General features: G+C 68.6%; 15 protein-coding genes and 1 tRNA gene. 9 read left to right on the top strand and 7 right to left on the bottom strand.

Features of this window, described 5'->3' with window-relative positions; genetic code table 11:
• Positions 1 to 89 precede the first annotated feature (89 nt).
• Positions 90 to 1055, bottom strand: a complete 966-nt coding sequence (gene nth, locus M1203_RS29075; protein WP_374404264.1) for an endonuclease III — start codon at positions 1053 to 1055, stop codon at positions 90 to 92.
• Positions 1056 to 1370: 315 nt separating this feature from the next.
• Here nth and M1203_RS29070 point away from each other — a divergent pair, with 315 nt between their 5' ends.
• Positions 1371 to 2045, top strand: a complete 675-nt coding sequence (locus tag M1203_RS29070; protein ID WP_030353254.1) for a Crp/Fnr family transcriptional regulator — start codon at positions 1371 to 1373, stop codon at positions 2043 to 2045.
• 135 nt (positions 2046 to 2180) lie between these two features.
• Here the strand turns inward: M1203_RS29070 and M1203_RS29065 are convergent, their stop codons facing one another.
• From M1203_RS29065 to M1203_RS29050, 4 genes are all read right to left on the bottom strand, one after another.
• Positions 2181 to 3011, bottom strand: a complete 831-nt coding sequence (locus M1203_RS29065; RefSeq protein ID WP_249952788.1) for an MBL fold metallo-hydrolase — start codon at positions 3009 to 3011, stop codon at positions 2181 to 2183.
• Entirely contained in the window at positions 3008 to 4021 is a 1014-nt protein-coding gene (locus M1203_RS29060) for an NUDIX hydrolase (protein ID WP_249952787.1), read from the bottom strand. Before M1203_RS29060 ends, M1203_RS29065 begins: the two co-directional genes overlap by 4 nt.
• Before the next feature lie 265 nt (positions 4022 to 4286).
• Positions 4287 to 4757 (bottom strand): RidA family protein, encoded by a 471-nt coding sequence (locus M1203_RS29055; RefSeq protein WP_249952786.1) that lies wholly within the window; start codon positions 4755 to 4757, stop codon positions 4287 to 4289.
• Positions 4754 to 4915, bottom strand: a complete 162-nt coding sequence (locus tag M1203_RS29050; protein WP_014178397.1) for a DUF4177 domain-containing protein — start codon at positions 4913 to 4915, stop codon at positions 4754 to 4756. The genes M1203_RS29055 and M1203_RS29050 overlap by 4 nt, the downstream gene beginning before the upstream one ends.
• An 86-nt stretch (positions 4916 to 5001) precedes the next feature.
• Between M1203_RS29050 and M1203_RS29045 the strand changes: the two genes are divergently transcribed.
• Complete coding sequence (locus M1203_RS29045) at positions 5002 to 5967, top strand: ArsA-related P-loop ATPase (RefSeq protein WP_249952785.1); 966 nt, start codon at positions 5002 to 5004, stop codon at positions 5965 to 5967.
• Positions 5964 to 7358 carry an ArsA family ATPase gene (locus tag M1203_RS29040; RefSeq protein ID WP_249952784.1) on the top strand — a complete coding sequence of 465 codons (1395 nt, stop codon included), beginning with the start codon at positions 5964 to 5966 and terminating at the stop codon, positions 7356 to 7358. Before M1203_RS29045 ends, M1203_RS29040 begins: the two co-directional genes overlap by 4 nt.
• Positions 7359 to 7457: 99 nt before the next feature.
• On the opposite strand, the gene M1203_RS29035 is transcribed toward M1203_RS29040, so the two are convergent.
• Positions 7458 to 7802, bottom strand: coding sequence for a WhiB family transcriptional regulator (locus tag M1203_RS29035; RefSeq protein ID WP_030353248.1), 345 nt, complete (start codon positions 7800 to 7802; stop codon positions 7458 to 7460).
• 397 nt (positions 7803 to 8199) lie between these two features.
• On the opposite strand from M1203_RS29035, the gene M1203_RS29030 reads away from it, so the two are divergent.
• Entirely contained in the window at positions 8200 to 10497 is a 2298-nt protein-coding gene (locus tag M1203_RS29030) for a transglycosylase domain-containing protein (protein WP_249952783.1), read from the top strand.
• 133 nt (positions 10498 to 10630) lie between these two features.
• Here the strand turns inward: M1203_RS29030 and M1203_RS29025 are convergent, their stop codons facing one another.
• The gene (locus tag M1203_RS29025) at positions 10631 to 11095 is read right to left on the bottom strand and encodes a GatB/YqeY domain-containing protein (protein WP_249952782.1); all 465 of its coding nucleotides are present in this window, start codon (positions 11093 to 11095) and stop codon (positions 10631 to 10633) included.
• A 77-nt stretch (positions 11096 to 11172) separates the two neighbouring features.
• Here M1203_RS29025 and M1203_RS29020 point away from each other — a divergent pair, with 77 nt between their 5' ends.
• From M1203_RS29020 to M1203_RS29000, 5 genes are all read left to right on the top strand, one after another.
• A complete protein-coding gene (locus M1203_RS29020; protein WP_249952781.1) occupies positions 11173 to 12111 on the top strand; it encodes a metallophosphoesterase in 939 nt (312 codons plus the stop codon).
• Between the two features lie 143 nt (positions 12112 to 12254).
• Positions 12255 to 12328 (top strand) — tRNA-Pro (locus tag M1203_RS29015).
• A gap of 243 nt (positions 12329 to 12571) precedes the next feature.
• Positions 12572 to 13252 (top strand): DUF488 family protein, encoded by a 681-nt coding sequence (locus M1203_RS29010; protein ID WP_249952780.1) that lies wholly within the window; start codon positions 12572 to 12574, stop codon positions 13250 to 13252.
• A 119-nt stretch (positions 13253 to 13371) separates the two neighbouring features.
• Positions 13372 to 14157, top strand: coding sequence for a hypothetical protein (locus tag M1203_RS29005; RefSeq protein ID WP_249952779.1), 786 nt, complete (start codon positions 13372 to 13374; stop codon positions 14155 to 14157).
• A gap of 165 nt (positions 14158 to 14322) precedes the next feature.
• On the top strand, positions 14323 to 16995 hold the full coding sequence (locus M1203_RS29000) for an ATP/GTP-binding protein (RefSeq protein ID WP_249952778.1): 2673 nt from the start codon (positions 14323 to 14325) through the stop codon (positions 16993 to 16995).
• Positions 16996 to 17013: the final 18 nt, after the last annotated feature.

The following is a 17013-nucleotide window of genomic DNA, read 5'->3' as shown; positions in this document are numbered from 1 at the left end:
ACTCGTTCGTGCTTCCTGCTTCGTGCACGCGCTTCATGCTTCGCGCTGGGCTGGTGTCGTCGTGTCCTCATACGGCGGGGGCCGCTCGCCTACTCAACGCGCGCCGGGGCCGGTTTGCCCGGATAGTCGGCGGGCGGGCTCAGACGCTGGCCGGGATAGCCGCCCATCTCGTACTTCAGCAGCTTGCGCGCCTTCTCCGGGTCCGTCTCACCCTCTCCGTACGAGGGGCAGAGCTGCGCGATCGGACAGGCACCGCAGGCCGGCTTGCGGGAGTGGCAGATACGGCGGCCGTGGAAAATCACGCGGTGCGAGAGCATCGTCCACTCGCTCTTGGGGAAGATCGCGGCGATCTCCGCCTCGACCTTCTCCGGATCCTCCTGCTCGGTCCACTTCCAGCGGCGGACCAGCCGGCCGAAGTGGGTGTCGACCGTGAGGCCGGGGACGCCGAAGGCATTGCCGAGAACGACGTTCGCCGTCTTGCGGCCCACGCCCGGCAGCGACACCAGATCCTCCAGCCGGCCCGGGACCTCGCCGTCGAACCGGTCACGCAACGCCGTGGACAGGCCGATGAGCGACTTCGCCTTGGCACGGAAGAAGCCCGTAGGGCGGACGGCCTCCTCCAACTCCTCGGGCACGGCCGCGGCCATGTCCTCGGGGGTCGGGTACTTCGCGAAGAGGGCGGGCGTCGTCTGGTTGACCCGCAGGTCGGTGGTCTGGGCGGACAGGACCGTCGCCACCAGGAGCTCGAACGGGTTCCGGAAATCGAGCTCGGGATGGGCATACGGATAGACCTCGGCCAACTCGCGGTTTATCCGGCGGGCCCGGCGGACCATCGCCAGATGCGATTCCGGTTTGGCCGTCGTCTTGGCCGTGCCCTTGGCCGCCGTCTTGACCGTGCTCTTGGCCGCGCTCTTCGCGGCGGCCTTGGCCGTGGTCTTGGCGGCGGGCTCTGTGGCCGCGGTCTTGGGCACCGCCTTGCCCGTTGACCCTTTTGCGGCTTTTTTCCGTTTCACTGAGGGCTGTTCGCCCACAGCGGAATTCTTCTCCGCGGACACTCTTCCAGCCCCCTTGGCCTGCGCTGTCACCGGCGAGTTGGACACCCGGCCAGCGTAAAGCCCCGCACTGACATCCGCCCCGGCCACGGCCCATCGCCATCCGAATCGGCATCCAGGGCACAGTGGGGCACGCGCGTACGTCAAACTTGTGACTGATCGCACGGTTTCGAACAACCGGAATTCGGTACCCGGACCAATCAGCCCGGGGATGCCAAGCCACCCGAGAACAAGCGGCCGGTACGGCATCATGGGGACCACGGTCCCTTCGCAGGTGGGGACCACAGTTCCCTGAGCAGGTCGACAAGGAGAGAACACGTGGACGACGTTCTGCGGCGTGCCCCGCTCTTCGCGGCGCTCGATGACGAGCAGGCGGCGGAGCTCCGCGCCTCGATGAGTGAAGCGACGCTCGCGCGCGGTGACGCGCTCTTCCACGAGGGCGACCCGGGCGACCGCCTCTATGTGGTCACCGAGGGCAAGGTCAAGCTTCACCGCACCTCCCCCGACGGCCGCGAGAACATGCTGGCCGTACTCGGCCCCGGCGAACTGATCGGCGAGCTGTCCCTCTTCGACCCCGGTCCGCGCACCGCCACCGCGAGCGCGCTCACCGAGGTCAAGCTCCTCGGGCTCGGCCACGGCGACCTCCAGCCCTGGCTGAACGCCCGTCCGGAGGTGGCCACGGCCCTGCTGCGCGCCGTCGCACGCCGACTGCGCAAGACGAACGACCAGATGTCCGACCTGGTCTTCTCCGACGTCCCCGGCCGCGTGGCCCGCGCGCTCCTCGATCTGTCGCGCCGCTTCGGCGTCCAGTCGGAGGAGGGCATCCATGTCGTCCACGACCTGACCCAGGAAGAGCTGGCCCAGCTGGTCGGCGCCTCCCGCGAGACGGTCAACAAGGCACTCGCCGACTTCGCGCAGCGCGGCTGGCTGCGCCTTGAGGCGCGCGCGGTGATCCTGCTGGACGTGGAGCGCCTCGCGAAGCGCTCCCGCTGACACTGGCCGGCACCCGCTGACGCCCCACCACTGGGACCGCCAGACCGGCTTTACGAAGGGCTCCGCCTCCTGGCGGGGCCCTTCGCCCTTTGTCCTCCGCCCTTCGCTCTTCTCCCCTCCCCCCGGACTCGGCCGTCAGATGAGGCCGTGCTCGCGCAGATACTCCAGCTGCGCCCTTACGGACATTTCGGCCGCGGGCCACAGGGACCGGTCCACCCCCGCGTACACATACGCCACCACCTCCGCGGGCGTACGGTGCCCGTTCTCCACGGCCGTCTCGACCTGGGCGAGCCGGTTCGCACGATGGGCGAGATAGAACTCCACGGCGCCCTGGGCGTCGTCCAGGACCGGCCCATGGCCCGGCAGCACCGTATGGACCCCGTCGTCGACCGTGAGCGAGCGCAGCCGGCGGAGCGAGTCGAGGTAGTCGCCGAGCCTGCCGTCCGGGTGTGCGACGAGTGTCGTGCCCCGGCCCAGGATGGTGTCGCCGGTGAGCACCGCGCGGTCGGCGGGCAGATGGAAGGAGAGCGAGTCGGAGGTGTGGCCCGGGGTGGGCACCACTCGCAGCTCAAGGCCCCCGGTGGTGATGACGTTCCCGGCCGTCAGCCCCTCGTCCCCGAGGCGCAGCGCCGGATCCAGGGCACGGACAGGGGTACGGGTGAGCGCGGCGAAGCGTGCGGCGCCGGCCGCGTGGTCCGGGTGGCCATGGGTGAGGAGGGTCAGCGCGATCCGCTTCCCGGCCCTCTCCGCGATATCGATGACCGCTTTGAGATGGAGTTCGTCGAGCGGGCCGGGGTCGATGACCACCGCCGACCGCGAGTCCGGCTCCGAGACGATCCAGGTGTTGGTCCCGTCGAGGGTCATCGCGGAGGCGTTCGGGGCGAGGACATTGATGGCGCGGGCCGTGGCGGGGCCGGAGAGCACCCCGCCGCGCGGCTGGCCCGGGAGGGCGGCGGCGTCGGTCATCGGGGACCTTCCGACGGATACGGATGGGGGCTCGGGCTGGGGCTCAGACTCTTCCCCGGGCCCGGACCGGGACCGGGGCCCGGACCGGGGCCCGGACCGGGGCCGGGGCCGGGGCTCTGTCCCGGGCTAGGGGTCCGGCCCTGCTGGTCGCTCGACCCCGGTTCCACGCGCTTGGTGAACTCCTCGTGGCCGGGCCAGCTGAGCACCAGTTCCTCGCCCTCCAGCCGGGCCGTGGCCAGTACGGGCGTCAGATCGCGCCCGTCGGAGCCGGCGAGCGCCTCGTCGGCCGTACCGTACGACTGGAGCTGACGCAGCGTCGCGACGGTCGGCGGCATCATCAGCAGCTCGCCCCTGTCGTACGCCTCCGTCGCCTCGGCCGGTCCGATCCATACCGTACGGTCGGCCTCCGTGGAAACGTTCCTGGTCCGCTGGCCCGGTGGGAGCGCGGCCACGAAGAACCAGGTGTCGTAGCGGCGCGGTTCGAACTCCGGGGTGATCCAGCGGGCCCACGCGCCGAGCAGATCGCTGCGCAGCACCAGCCCGCGCCGGTTGAGGAACTCGGCGAACGACAGCTCGTGCCCGGCGAGGGCGACGCGGTCGGCATCCCAGTCGTCGCCCGTGATGTCGCGGACGACCGTGTCGGCGGTCTCCCCGGCGAGCAGGACGCCGGCCTCCTCGTAGGTCTCGCGGACCGCCGCGCACACGATGGCCTGCGCGGACTCGGCGTCGACGCCGAGTCGTCGCGCCCATGCGTCACGGCCGGGGCCGGCCCAGCCGACGGTCGGGTCGTCGTCCCGGGGATCGACTCCGCCGCCGGGGTACGCGTACGCGCCCGCGGCGAACGCCATGGAGGCGCGGCGCCGCAGCATATGGACGGCCGGGCCGGCGGGATCGTCGCGCAGGAGCATCACGGTCGCGGCCCGCCGGGGAGTCATCGCGGTGATCTCACCGGCGGCGAGGGCCCGGATCCGCACGGGCCATTCGGGCGGGTACCACTGACCATTGGGCATGGCCGGATGCTATGCGCTGGCGCGGGGATGTTCGAGAGGCGCTGGGGGCCATGTGTGGGGCACCACGTACAGAACGATCCCGCCCGGTGCGCCACACATACATGCACCGGGCGGGATCTTCAGCGAAGCGTCGGACGGGGAAGCTCCAAGAGCTCCGGACGTCAGGAGCTCCAGACGTGGAAACACCGGAACCGGAACCGGAACCGGAACCGGAAGCGGATGCGGAAGCGGAAGCGGAAGCGCCGACCACAGGACGCGCGCTCGCTCAGCCTTCGGTCAGCTCCACCTGGATCTCGATCTCGACCGGCGCGTCCAGCGGCAGCACCGCCACGCCCACGGCGCTGCGCGCGTGCACGCCCTTGTCACCGAGGACCTGGCCGAGCAGTTCGCTCGCACCATTGAGGACACCCGGCTGGCCGGTGAAGTCCGCGGCCGAGGCGACGAAGCCCGTGACCTTCACCACGCGCGCGATACGGTCCAGATCGCCGATGACGGACTTCACGGCGGCCAGGGCGTTCAGCGCGCAGGTGGCCGCCAGCTCCTTGGCCTCCTCCGCGGTGACCTCGGCACCGACCTTGCCGGTGACCGGAAGCTTGCCCTCCACCATCGGGAGCTGGCCCGCGGTGTAGACGTACGCGCCGGACCGTACGGCCGGCTGATAGGCCGCCAGCGGCGGTACGACCTCGGGCAGTCTCAGCCCGAGTTCGGCGAGGGTGGCCTCGACGGCTCCGCTCATGCGGCTTTCTCCCGCTTCAGATAGGCCACCAGCTGCTCCGGGTTGTTCGGCCCGGGAACGACCTGGACGAGCTCCCAGCCGTCCTCGCCCCAGGTGTCCAGAATCTGCTTGGTCGCGTGCACGAGAAGGGGCACGGTCGCGTATTCCCACTTGGTCATGGAGGCGACTGTAGCCGTACCGCGTGAGTCGTAGCGCGGGGCAGCCTCGTGCGTAGCCCGCCGCCCGACTGGTTAGGCTCGAATACGTGAGCAGGCTCCAGGTCGTCAGCGGCAAGGGCGGTACCGGTAAGACGACGGTCGCCGCCGCCCTCGCGCTCGCCCTCGCCACCGAGGGGAAGCGCACGCTCCTCGTCGAGGTCGAGGGCAGACAAGGCATCGCACAGCTCTTCGAGACGGAGGCCCTTCCGTACGAGGAGCGGAAGATCGCCGTCGCCTCGGGCGGCGGTGAGGTGTACGCGCTGGCCATCGACGCCGAGCGCGCCCTCCTCGACTATCTCCAGATGTTCTACAAGCTCGGCAGCGCGGGCCGGGCCCTCAAGAAGATCGGCGCGATCGATTTCGCGACGACGATCGCGCCCGGGGTCAGGGACGTACTGCTGACCGGCAAGGCGTGCGAGGCGGTGCGCAGGCGCGACAAGAGGGGACGTTTCGTCTACGACTACGTCGTGATGGACGCCCCGCCCACCGGCCGCATCACCCGCTTCCTCAATGTGAACGACGAGGTGGCGGGGCTGGCGAAGATCGGCCCGATACACAATCAGGCGCAGGCCGTGATGCGGGTCCTGAAGTCGCCCGAGACGGCCGTGCATCTGGTGACGCTGCTGGAGGAGATGCCGGTCCAGGAGACCGCGGACGGCGTCGCCGAACTGCGGGGCGCGGAGCTGCGGGTCGGCAAGGTGATCGTGAACATGGTCAGGCCGCATCTCCTGGACGAGGCCGCCGTGCGCGCCGCGGCCGGCGATCGCCGCAAGGAGGTCGCCAAGGCGCTCGCCGCCGCCGGCGTGCCCGCGCCCACGAAGCTCGTCGGGCCGCTGCTCGACCAGGCGGCGGAGCACGCGCAGCGCGTGGAGCTGGAGCGCGAACAGCGGGCCGTTCTGACCAAGCTGGGGCTGCCCACGTACGAACTCCCCCTGGTCGGCGAGGGAATGGATCTCGCCGGTCTGTACCGACTGGCGGGGGAGCTACGGCAACTCGGGGAGGTCTTCGCATGACCCTGGACTCCACCGCCGCCCCCCTCGAAATCGATCCGCTCCTCGACGACCCGGCCACCCGTATCGTCGTGTGCTGCGGCTCGGGCGGTGTCGGCAAGACGACGACCGCGGCGGCTCTCGGCGTTCGGGCGGCGGAGCGCGGCAGGAAGGTGGTCGTCCTGACCATCGATCCGGCCCGCCGGCTGGCCCAGTCGATGGGGATCGACTCGCTCGACAACACGCCGCGGCGGGTGAAGGGCGTCGAGGGCCCCGGCGAACTGCACGCCATGATGCTCGACATGAAGCGCACCTTCGACGAGATCGTCGAGGCGCACGCGGATCCGGACCGGGCCCGCGCCATTCTGGAGAACCCCTTCTACCAGTCCCTGTCGGCCGGCTTCGCGGGCACGCAGGAGTACATGGCGATGGAGAAGCTGGGGCAGCTGCGGTCCCGCGACGACTGGGACCTGATCATCGTCGACACGCCGCCGTCGCGCTCCGCGCTGGACTTCCTGGACGCGCCGAAGCGGCTCGGTTCCTTTCTCGACGGGAAGTTCATCCGGCTGCTGATGGCCCCGGCCAAGATGGGCGGCCGGGCGGGGATGAAGTTCCTGAATGTCGGTATGTCGATGATGACGGGCACGCTGGGAAAGCTGCTCGGCGGTCAATTCCTGCGCGATGTACAGACGTTCATCACCGCGATGGACACGATGTTCGGCGGGTTCCGTACGCGCGCGGACGCGACGTACCGGCTGCTTCAGGCGCCCGGTACGGCGTTTTTGGTGGTCGCGGCGCCGGAGCGGGATGCCTTGCGGGAAGCGGCGTACTTCGTGGAGCGGCTGGCCGCCGAGGAGATGCCGCTGGCCGGGCTGGTGCTCAACCGTGTCCATGGCAGCGGCGCGGCACGGCTGTCGGCGGAGCGGGCGCGGGCCGCGGCGGAAAATCTTGAAGACGGCCGCATTGTGGATCAGGGGGCTGGGAATGCTCAGAGTCGTGGCAGTGCAGTCCCGGAAGGCTCTTCTCCCGAAGCCTCCGAGACGCACGAGCCCCTCGCACCCGCCTCAGCTCACGAGTCCCTCACATCTGATGTATCCGATGTATCTGGTGTAACTGACACATCTGACGTATCCACCATGCCCGCCGCCTCGGCCGGACCCGAGTCGGTCGCGTCTGCCTCAAGCTCTGTCACAGGTTCTGTCACAACTGTGGAACAGCTGACGGCGGGTCTGCTGCGCCTGCACGCCGAACGGATGCAGGTGCTCGCGCGTGAAGAGCGCACGCGCGACCGCTTCACCGCGCTGCACCCCGAGGTGGCGGTGGCGGAGGTCCCCGCCCTGCCCGGCGACGTTCACGACCTTGCCGGGCTCAGGGCCATCGCGGATCGCCTCGCGGCGGGTGGCACGACGAGCTGAGCACCGTACGGCTGAGCTGGTCAACCAACCGGCCTGGTCGCTCCAACCGGCCCGGTCACTCCAACCGGCCCCCTACCGGTTACGCCACCTACCGCCCGGCTACCCCACCGCGGCGTACGTCTCGTACGTCTCGTCATCCTCCAAGCCCACGGGCAGCAGGCCCGCGCTGCGCTCGTACTCCGTGCGGGCGGTCTCAAGCAGCCGGCGCCACGACGTGACGGTCGGTCGCCTGCGCAGCAGTGCGCGGCGCTCCCGCTCGGTCATTCCGCCCCACACGCCGAATTCGACGCGATTGTCCAGCGCGTCGGCCAGGCATTCGGTCCGCACCGGGCATCCGGTGCACACCGCCTTGGCCCTGTTCTGCGCCGCACCCTGCACGAACAGTTCATCTGGATCGGTAGTGCGGCAAGCTGCCTGCGCACTCCAGTCGGTTACCCAGCCCATGCTGGCGCCGTCCTCTCCCGAATCGAGGCTCCCCCACGGCGGCAGCGGCATATTCACCGTTGCCAGTTGAGGACGTTACGGAAGGCGGACACGGCGCAACACCCCCTTCGGGCCCAATCTTGAATGGCCCGAACGGACTATGCGTACGCGGCAGATCACCCAGGGGAGTGAGCCGAGGGCATAACCGACACATCCGACAGAGTCGGGTATTTCGCTAGGGTCGCAACGGGCATCTCACGCCAAATACGGAGGATTCGGGCGTCAACTCTCCATGTTTCGGGTTCATGGAAAATTCACACCGGGTGCTTGATACACAACCGCACCGCTGTGACAGTTGGGGACAGCTTAGGCCAGAGCCTTGACGCGTGTCCGGCGATTGAGAACGTAGGCTGCCCTCATGCCAAAGAAGCGCTCGGGCGGGGGTCTGACCGGGACCCAGCAGGCCGCCAAGTTCCTCGGTGTCAGCGTGCTCGCGGGAGCGGTGCTCGCGGGAATCGCCCTGCCGGCCTTCGGGGCGCTGGGGCTCGCCGCCAAGGGGACGGTCGAGGGATTCGACGAGATCCCCGCCAACCTCAAGACGCCGCCGTTGAGTCAGCGGACCACGATCCTGGACTCCCAGGGCGGCCGTATCGCCACGGTCTACTCACGTGACCGCACCGTCGTCCCGCTCAAGGACATCTCCCCGTACATGCAGAAGGCGATCGTCGCGATCGAGGACTCGCGCTTCTACGAGCACGGGGCCATCGACCTGAAGGGCGTCCTGCGCGCGGTCAACCGCAACGCGCAGTCGGGCGGCGTCGCCCAGGGCGCCTCGACCCTGACCCAGCAGTATGTGAAGAACGTCTTCGTCGAGGAGGCCGGCGACGACCCGGACAAGGTCGCGCAGGCCACCCAGCAGACCCTGGGCCGCAAGATCCAGGAGCTGAAGTACGCGATCCAGGTCGAGGAGGAGCTGGGCAAGAAGAAGATCCTTGAGAACTATCTGAACATCACCTTCTTCGGACAGCAGGCCTACGGCATCGAGGCCGCCGCCCAGCGCTACTTCTCCAAGCCGGCCAAGGACCTGAAGCTCGAAGAGGCCGCCATGCTGGCGGGCATCGTCCAGTCGCCGAGCCGGTACGACCCGGTGAATGACGAGGAGGAGGCCACCAAGCGGCGCAATATCGTGCTGCAGCGGATGGCCGACGTCCGCGACATCTCCCAGGCGGAGGCCGACCGCGCCAAGGCCACGCCGATCAAGCTGAAGGTGAGCCGTCCCGAGAACGGCTGCATCACGGCCGTCGCCGGGGCGGGCTTCTTCTGCGACTACGTACGCGAGGTCTTCCTGACCGACCCGGTCTTCGGCAAGGACCGCAAGGAGCGGGCCAAGGTCTGGAACCAGGGCGGTCTGACGATCCGTACGACGCTCGACCCGCAGGCCCAGAGCTCGGTGCAGGCGTCGATAAAGGACCATGTCAACCAGAGCGACAAGGTCGCCGCCGCGGTGACCCTGGTCGAGCCGGGCACCGGCAAGGTCCTCGGCATGGGGCAGTCCAAGCCGTACGGCTTCGGCAAGAACGAGACCCAGATCAACTTCTCGGTCGACAAGGGCATGGGTGGCTCGAACTACGGCTTCCCGACCGGTTCGACCTTCAAGCCGTTCCTCGCGACGGCGGCCATCGAGCGCGGTGTCCCGCCGACCCAGTCGTATCCGGCGCCGTACCAGATGCCGTACCCGGCTTCGATCCAGACGTGCAGCGGCAAGCCGTGGGTCAACACGGAGGGCGACACGGCCGAGAACGAGAACGAGTCCGAGGTCGGCCCGTACGCGCTGAAGGAGGCGATGGAGAAGTCCGTCAACACCTACTTCGTGCAGATGATAGGGCAAATCGGTCTCTGCCCCGTGACGGAGACGATCGCCAAGCTGGGCGTGGTCCAGGGCGACGGCAAGAAGCTTCCCGAGTCGCCGTCGGCCCTCACGCTGGGCTCGCAGGGCATCTCGCCGCTGCGGATGGCGAGCGCGTACGCGGCGTACGCGAACCGCGGCACGTACTGCACCCCCATCGCCATCGACTCCATCAAGACGGCGACGGGCAAGAGCCTCAAGGTGCCGGAGTCGAAGTGCTCCCAGGCCATGTCGGAGAAGACCGCCGACACGATCAACACCCTGCTGAAGGGTGTGGTCGACTCCGGTACGGGTGAGGCGGCCGGACTGACGAGCCGCGACAACGCCGGTAAGACGGGTACGACGGACGCCCGTAAGAACGCGTGGTTCGTCGGCTACACGCCGAACATGTCCGGCGCGGTCTGGGTCGGCAGCCCGTCCCAGCAGGTCGAGATGGAGAACATCACGATCGGGGGCGAGTACCACGACAAGGTCTTCGGTGGCCAGGTCCCGGGTCCGATCTGGAAGGACGCGGTGTCGGGCGCACTGGAGGGCAAGCCCGCCCCCGGCTTCACGACGGTCGACATCCCGGACGCCTCCAGGGGCCGGGACACCGAGAAGCCGGGCGGGAACAACCAGGGCCAAGGCAACGGCGGCCGGGGTGACAACAAGCCGGGCGACGGCGAAGAGGATCCGTTCCCGGGGATCACGGTCCCGCCGGGCTTCATCGGTGGCGGCCAGTCCGAGGGCAATGGGAATGGCGGGAACGGCGGAGATGGCGGGAACGTCGGCACCAGCGATGGTGGCCAGGACGGCGGAGGCTTCCCGTAAACCGCGGAAGCTGATTATGTGACGGAGGGGCGCTCCATCCGATGGGATGGGGCGCCCCTTCTTTACGTCGCTTTACGTCTCGCTTTGCGTCCCGCTTTACGTCGCTCTACGTCGCGAGTCAGGCGGGATTCCCCTAGCCGGCGAGGGAGCGCTTCACGAGGGCGGCGACCCGGCCTCCCTCGGCGCGGCCGGCCACCTTCGGGTTCACGATCTTCATCACGGCGCCCATGGCGCGCGGGCCCTCGGCGCCGGCGCCCTTGGCCTCCGCGACGGCCTGCGCGACGATCGTGCCCAGCTCCTCGTCGGTCAGCTGCTTCGGCAGATACGCGTCGAGGAGCACGCCCTCCGCCTTCTCCCGCTCGGCCTGCTCCGCGCGGCCACCCTGGGCGAAGGCCTCCGCCGCCTCACGGCGCTTCTTCGCCTCCTTGGCGATCACTTTCTGCACCTCGTCATCGGAGAGCTCGCGCGCGGACGTACCCGAGACCTCCTCCTTGGTGATCGCGGAGAGGGTCAGCCGGAGCGTGGCGGAGCGGAGCTCGTCACGCGCCCTGATGGCCTCGGTGAGGTCTTCCTTCAGCTTGGACTTAAGGCTGGTCATAGCGCCAAGTGTGGCAGGTGCCGAGCCGGACCCGCCCGCGGATTTCGTGCCCGTACGACGTCTGCGACGATGGGCGCATGCGCGCACGCTACGGGGTCCCCCTGAAAATCACCGCAGGCATCGCGGCAGTCGGCGCGGCCGGCCTCGCCTACGCCGCGGGCTTCGAAACCCGCTCGTTCCGATTGCGCCGCATCTCGGTGCCGGTGCTGCCGCGCGGAATGCGTGACCTGCGGGTTCTCCAGGTCTCCGACATCCATATGGTGAGCGGACAGCGGAAGAAGCAGCGCTGGCTCCAGTCACTGGCCGGGCTGCGCCCCGATTTCGTGGTCAACACCGGCGACAACCTCTCGGACCCGGAGGGCGTACCGGAGGTGCTGGACGCGCTGGGCCCGCTGATGGAGTTCCCGGGCGTCTATGTCTTCGGCTCGAACGACTACTACGGCCCGAAGCTCCGCAATCCGGCCCGCTACCTCTTCGAGAAGGCCCAGGGCAGACACGGTCTGAACGGCAACGCCCCGGCCGTCCACGCGGTGCACAACCCCTGGGAACCGATGCGGGACGCCTTCGACGCGGCGGGCTGGGTGGGCCTGACCAACGCCCGTGGCCGGCTGAAGATCGACGGCCACGAGATCGCCTTCACGGGCGTGGACGACCCGCACATCAAGCGGGACAGGTACGAGCGGGTAGCGGGCGGCCCCGAGGCGGACGCCGACCTCTCGATCGGCGTGGTGCACGCCCCGTACCTGCGCTCCCTGGACTCCTTCACCGCCGACGGCTACCCGCTGATCCTGGCGGGCCACACGCACGGCGGCCAGCTCTGCATCCCCTTCTACGGGGCGCTGGTCACCAACTGCGACCTCGACACGGACCGCGTGAAGGGCCTCTCCACCCACCGCTCCGGCGGCCACACCGCCTACCTCCACGTCTCGGCGGGCTGCGGCACCAACCGCTACACCCCGATCCGCTTCGCCTGCCCCCCGGAGGCCACACTCCTGACCTTGACCTCCCGCCCCTGACCACCCACCCCTGACCACCCGCCCCCACCCGGCCTCCTGCTCCGTGGGGCCCCACGGAGCCCCCGCCGGGCCCCCGAAACCGGATTTCGTCTCCGGCCAGCGGTGGGCTAAAGTAATCGATGTCGCCGCGACACGGGCGACATCGGGGTGTAGCGCAGCTTGGCAGCGCGCTTCGTTCGGGACGAAGAGGTCGTGGGTTCAAATCCCGCCACCCCGACGCTGAAGTACCAGGTCAGGGGCCTGATCCATTTGATGGATCAGGCCCCTGAGTGGTTCCTGGAGATCGCTTGGGAGAAATCTGGGAGAAGATCTTGATCGGGTTCTCCCAGTGGGTGACTGGTGAGGCCGTCTGAAGTGCGGCGGCTTAGGGCACTCGGACCTGCGCGTTCGCGAATCCAGCCTAGTAGTCGGCCGGGAACACCATGCCCGCCCGCCTCAACCGCCCTTAGTATCACGACACATGGCAAGCCATCACTCAGCGCGTCCCCACGACCACGCCCGAGCACTCGCCCAGCGCGTGCGAGCGATGCGGGAGGCTCGAGGATGGTCGCGGGAGCGGCTCTCCAAGGAAGCTGGCATCGCCGTAGGAACGCTGGCCCGTCTGGAGAGCGAGGGAGCGATCCAGCCAGGTTTCTTCACCGTCGGAGCAGTCGCCGAGGCACTTGAAGTCTCCCTCGATGAACTCTTCCAGGAGACCAAGGTCGCTCCCAGCCTCTGGTCTGCCGGGTACGAAGGCCGGGACATCGACTCGTTCGTCTCCTCTCTCCTCGACAACCGTATTGATGTCGTGGCGGACGTACGACTTACGCCGATCAGCCGCAAGAAGGGCTTCAGCAAGACTCGGCTCGGGCAGGCACTCGCCGAGGCCGGCATCGAATACACCCACCTGCGTGGCCTGGGCAATCCCAAGGACAACCGGGCGCCGTTCTGGGAGGGCCGCCTCGACGTAGGCCGGGCTCGGTTCCGTGGAGTGCTGCGGTCCGAGGAAGCGCAAACCGATCTTGAGCGCCTCGCAGAGCATGCCCGGCAGTCCCGGGTCGCGGTGCTGTGCTTCGAGAAAGACGAAAGCCGCTGCCACCGACAGGTCGTCCTGGAGACGGTCCGCAAGCGGGCCGCCGTGCCCGTAATTCCCCTGGCCTGACTTCGCCCCTCGCTCCTGTACGCGCCCTTGCCGGTGGCGCATGCCTCTCCTCCAATCGGATCGGGAGATCAGTGGAGGGGGCAACCATGGGATCGGGGATTTGGCAGCGCGCACGGATCATGATCACGGTCAAGACCTATCCGGAACTGTCCGCGAAGTACCACGAGACGAGCTGCGTGGCCGGCATACGGCTCGACCAAGGGGCGCCCCAGCATGTGCGGCTCTTCCCGGTTCCGTTCCGGCTGCTGAACGAAGAAAGCCAGTTCGCCAAGTACTCGATCGTCGAGGTCGATGTGCAGCGACACCATGGGGACCGCCGTCCCGAAAGCTTGCGCCCCAATCTGCAGAGTCTCAAGGTCATCGAGCGCCTCGGGACAGCGGACGGCTGGCGCGAACGCCTCTCGCATGTGCAGCCCCTCGTAGCGCCGTCCCTGTGCTCCATAAAGCGGGACCAGGAGCTTCGGGGAACGTCGCTTGGCGTCTTCCGCCCAGCGGAGTTCACCGGCTTCCGCTTCGCTCCTGCCGAGCCCTGGCCAGCTTCGAAGGCGGCCCTGGCAGATCAGTTGGATCTACTCGCACAGGACCTCCGCCAACTGGAGTGGGTGCCACTTGAGTTCCGGTACAGCTTCCGATGCGCGGATCAGGAGTGCGCTGGTCACGACATGGGGCTGAGGGACTGGGAGGCGGGCGAGTCGTACCGCAAGTTCTTTCGCCACTACGGGAAGGACGGCGTGGAGGAGAAGCTTCGCGAGCGTTGGTTCGACCGGATGGTCACTGCGGAGAAGGCCGTGCACTGCTTCGTCGGGAACGTCGCGGCCCGCCCCAAGACGTTCCTGCTGCTGGGCCTGTTCTACCCGCGACGGGATGTCGTCGAGAACTTCCAGGAGAGCCTGTTCGACCTATGAGGGTGAGTACGCAGGATGGGGAACCCGTGGCCACCGTCCCCTGACCAAGGTCGTCGGCTGAACTACCGCGTTCCGGATGCGGCCTGCGGACCTGCCTGAATACGGGCGTGCCATGCTGTCGTCAACGGAGCCTGGCTTGGCTCCAGTTGATCGTCAGGGGGAGCTGTGGCAGGGCGGGACCTTCGAACGTTGTTCAGCTCGAACGACCGGAGCATCGCCGCCAGCGAGGCGTTCACGAACCGGCAGGCACAGTGGCAGGCCGTAACGGCCGGCCTCGCCGAGCACATACGGCACGTGACCCGTGCGGACTTCGACGTGGAGGACCTGGAAGCTCCCCGCCACAACATCCTCGTGTTCCACGGTGTGGGCGGGATCGGCAAGTCCACGCTCTCCCGAAAGATCGAGGCATCGCTGGCCCGCAGCGAGCACCGCCCGGCGCAATGGGAATCGCCATCCCACCCCGAAGAGCGGACCCTGCCAGTTCGTATCGATCTCGCGCGCGCCGCGGGTATGGATTTCGAGCGCGTCATCCTCACCGTCCGTCTTGCCGTCGCCGCGCTCGGCCAGCCACTGCCCGCCTTCGACCTCGCCCTGCGCCGCTACTGGGAGCACAACCACCCGGGCGAACCGATCGAGGACTACCTGCGCCGGGGCGGACTGCTGAGCCGCTTCAGCGCCGCTGCCGCCCTGCCGCAGCAGATGCAGTCCGCCCTCAGCGATGTCGCCCAGGCTCTGCTCCTGCCCGGCACAGTCGGCAGTGCGCTCGGGCACGGGGCCGGAGCGCTCATCAAGGCGTTACGCGAACGGCGCCAGTCTGTACGCGCCCTCGCCGGCTGCTCACGCCTGGCCGACCTCCTGGAGGCCCAGCCCGACCTGGAAGCCCTGAGCTTCTACCCGCACCTCCTCGCCTGGGACCTGGCCCAAATCCCCGTCGGCAAGAGCGCACTGCCCGTGATCCTGCTGGACACCTTCGAGGACACCGGCGACCGCACGCACCGCGACTTCGAGCGTCTGCTCCAACGCACCGTGTGGTTGATGCCCAACACGTTCTTCGTCGTCACCGGACGCAACCGCCTCCAGTGGGGAGAGACGAGCCTGGAGGGGCAGGTCGACTGGACCGGGCCGCACGCGTGGCCCGGTCTCGCAGCCGACACGGCACATGTGGGGCGAGCTGTATCGGGCCGTCAGGTCCTGATCGGCGACTTCTCTCCCGAAGACTGTGAGGACTACCTGGTCCGCAGGCTGAGCCGCGACGGGCAGCCGCTGATCGACGAACCGGTCCGCCGGATCATCACCGAGCGCTCGCACGGGTTGCCTCTCTACCTGGATCTGTCGGTCATGCGCTATCTGGAACTCCGGCGCGGCGGCAGACAGCCGCAGGTCACCGACTTCGACCACGACTTTCCCGCCTTGATCGCCCGTACCCTCAGCGACCTGACCGCCGATGAGCGCCACGTGCTCCGCTCGGTCAGCCTGCTCAGCGCGTTCTCCGTACCCCTGGCCACACAAGCCGCCGGAATGGACCACGACGCGCCCGCCCTACGGCTGACCGAGCGCCCCTTTATCCGGGAGTCCTCCTCCGGTGTGTGGCCCTTCCACGTCCACGACCTGATCCGCTCCGCCATTCGCAACGCAGACGACAGCAGTGACGACCGCTGGTCGGAACAGGACTGGCGGCGCGCGGCCCAACGAGCCTTCCAGGCACTGGAATCACAGTGGCGCCAGGACCTGCGACACGATCGCGCAGTCCTGGTCGGCTGTCTCCAGCAAGGACTGCTCCTCGCACGGGACTTCCGTCTCGATCTCGGCTGGCTCGCCGATGCCGCATTCCAGTACGTGGGGGACTCCGTCTGGGAACCGCTGGCGCTTCCCGCCACCGATGCCACGTCGTCAAGTGGTCTGCAGACCTCGGCAGAGGCCCTGGTCGAATCGCTGAGCGCCATCGCCCGGCGCCAGCACGAGCACCGGGAACGCACGTCCAGTCGGCTCTCGGCCGTCCTCGCCTCGGAGCTGCTCCCCGATGACCTGGTCGAACTGGCCACGTACTACCTGGCGAAGGCCCAGCGAGACCTCGGTCTGACCGACGATTCGCGTCGTGGGATGCAGCGCGTCGCCTCAGCCGGGGGTCGGCTCGCTTCCGCGGCTCGGCGCGGCCTGGCACACCTGAGCCGCCTGTCCGGAGACTTCCCGACCGCGGTCGAAGCCGCGGGGAGACTGGGCTCGGAGGGGAGGCACCATCGGGTGTTGGGAGACGTGTGGTGGGTGCAGGGTGACATGGAGCGAGCGGTAGCCGCCTACCTGGCAGGCCGGAGCGAAGCCGAGGAGCACGGTGTGGTCGGCGAGACCGCCATGGTGCAGGCGCATCTCGCCTTCGCCGTCTCCTTCTCCGATCAGGTTCGGGCCGATGACGAACTCGATCTAGCGGAACGGCTGTTGTCCCACCTCAGCCTGCGCTCCAGCGAGATGACCGCTCGCATCGCCGTGCTCGTACGCGACGCCGGGTTCGCCGCCGACCTGCCCGGCCGGGCGGCCGTACTGCTCGCCGAAATCGGTGTCTCCCGCATTGCCTACGCCGCGGCGAAGCTGCAACTGGCCCTGTGCTTCCACCACGCCGTCCTCGACGCCCAGGACGGCCTCGCCACCGCGATCACCCGCCTGCGCGAACTCACGCAGAGCGGCGACTACGCCTACTACGTCGACATCGCCCACTTCATGGCCGGACTTCCGCTTCCCGAGCACACCGCGCGAGCACGGTGGATCGACGGAGAACAACGGACCCGCGCACGACGGCGCCACCTGGTCACGGCACGTCGCAGTCAACTCACCACGCCTCGTTAGGCTTTCCCCACACGCGCA

Source organism: Streptomyces sp. 35G-GA-8 (assembly GCF_023534745.1).
In the GTDB taxonomy this organism is placed as follows: Bacteria; Actinomycetota; Actinomycetes; order Streptomycetales; family Streptomycetaceae; genus Streptomyces.
This window is presented reverse-complemented; position numbering and strand designations above follow the sequence as displayed.

What these genes read in the sequence shown, in the direction of transcription:
- M1203_RS29065 (WP_249952788.1), bottom strand. Translation starts at nt 3,011, where the DNA reads ATGACCGACGCCGCCGCCCTCCCGGGCCAGCCGCGCGGCGGGGTGCTC.
- M1203_RS29060 (WP_249952787.1), bottom strand. Translation starts at nt 4,021, where the DNA reads ATGCCCAATGGTCAGTGGTACCCGCCCGAATGGCCCGTGCGGATCCGG.
- M1203_RS29055 (WP_249952786.1), bottom strand. Translation starts at nt 4,757, where the DNA reads ATGAGCGGAGCCGTCGAGGCCACCCTCGCCGAACTCGGGCTGAGACTG.
- M1203_RS29050 (WP_014178397.1), bottom strand. Translation starts at nt 4,915, where the DNA reads ATGACCAAGTGGGAATACGCGACCGTGCCCCTTCTCGTGCACGCGACC.
- M1203_RS29040 (WP_249952784.1), top strand. Translation starts at nt 5,964, where the DNA reads ATGACCCTGGACTCCACCGCCGCCCCCCTCGAAATCGATCCGCTCCTC.
- M1203_RS29035 (WP_030353248.1), bottom strand. Translation starts at nt 7,802, where the DNA reads ATGGGCTGGGTAACCGACTGGAGTGCGCAGGCAGCTTGCCGCACTACC.
- M1203_RS29030 (WP_249952783.1), top strand. Translation starts at nt 8,200, where the DNA reads ATGCCAAAGAAGCGCTCGGGCGGGGGTCTGACCGGGACCCAGCAGGCC.
- M1203_RS29025 (WP_249952782.1), bottom strand. Translation starts at nt 11,095, where the DNA reads ATGACCAGCCTTAAGTCCAAGCTGAAGGAAGACCTCACCGAGGCCATC.
- M1203_RS29020 (WP_249952781.1), top strand. Translation starts at nt 11,173, where the DNA reads ATGCGCGCACGCTACGGGGTCCCCCTGAAAATCACCGCAGGCATCGCG.
- M1203_RS29010 (WP_249952780.1), top strand. Translation starts at nt 12,572, where the DNA reads ATGGCAAGCCATCACTCAGCGCGTCCCCACGACCACGCCCGAGCACTC.
- M1203_RS29005 (WP_249952779.1), top strand. Translation starts at nt 13,372, where the DNA reads ATGATCACGGTCAAGACCTATCCGGAACTGTCCGCGAAGTACCACGAG.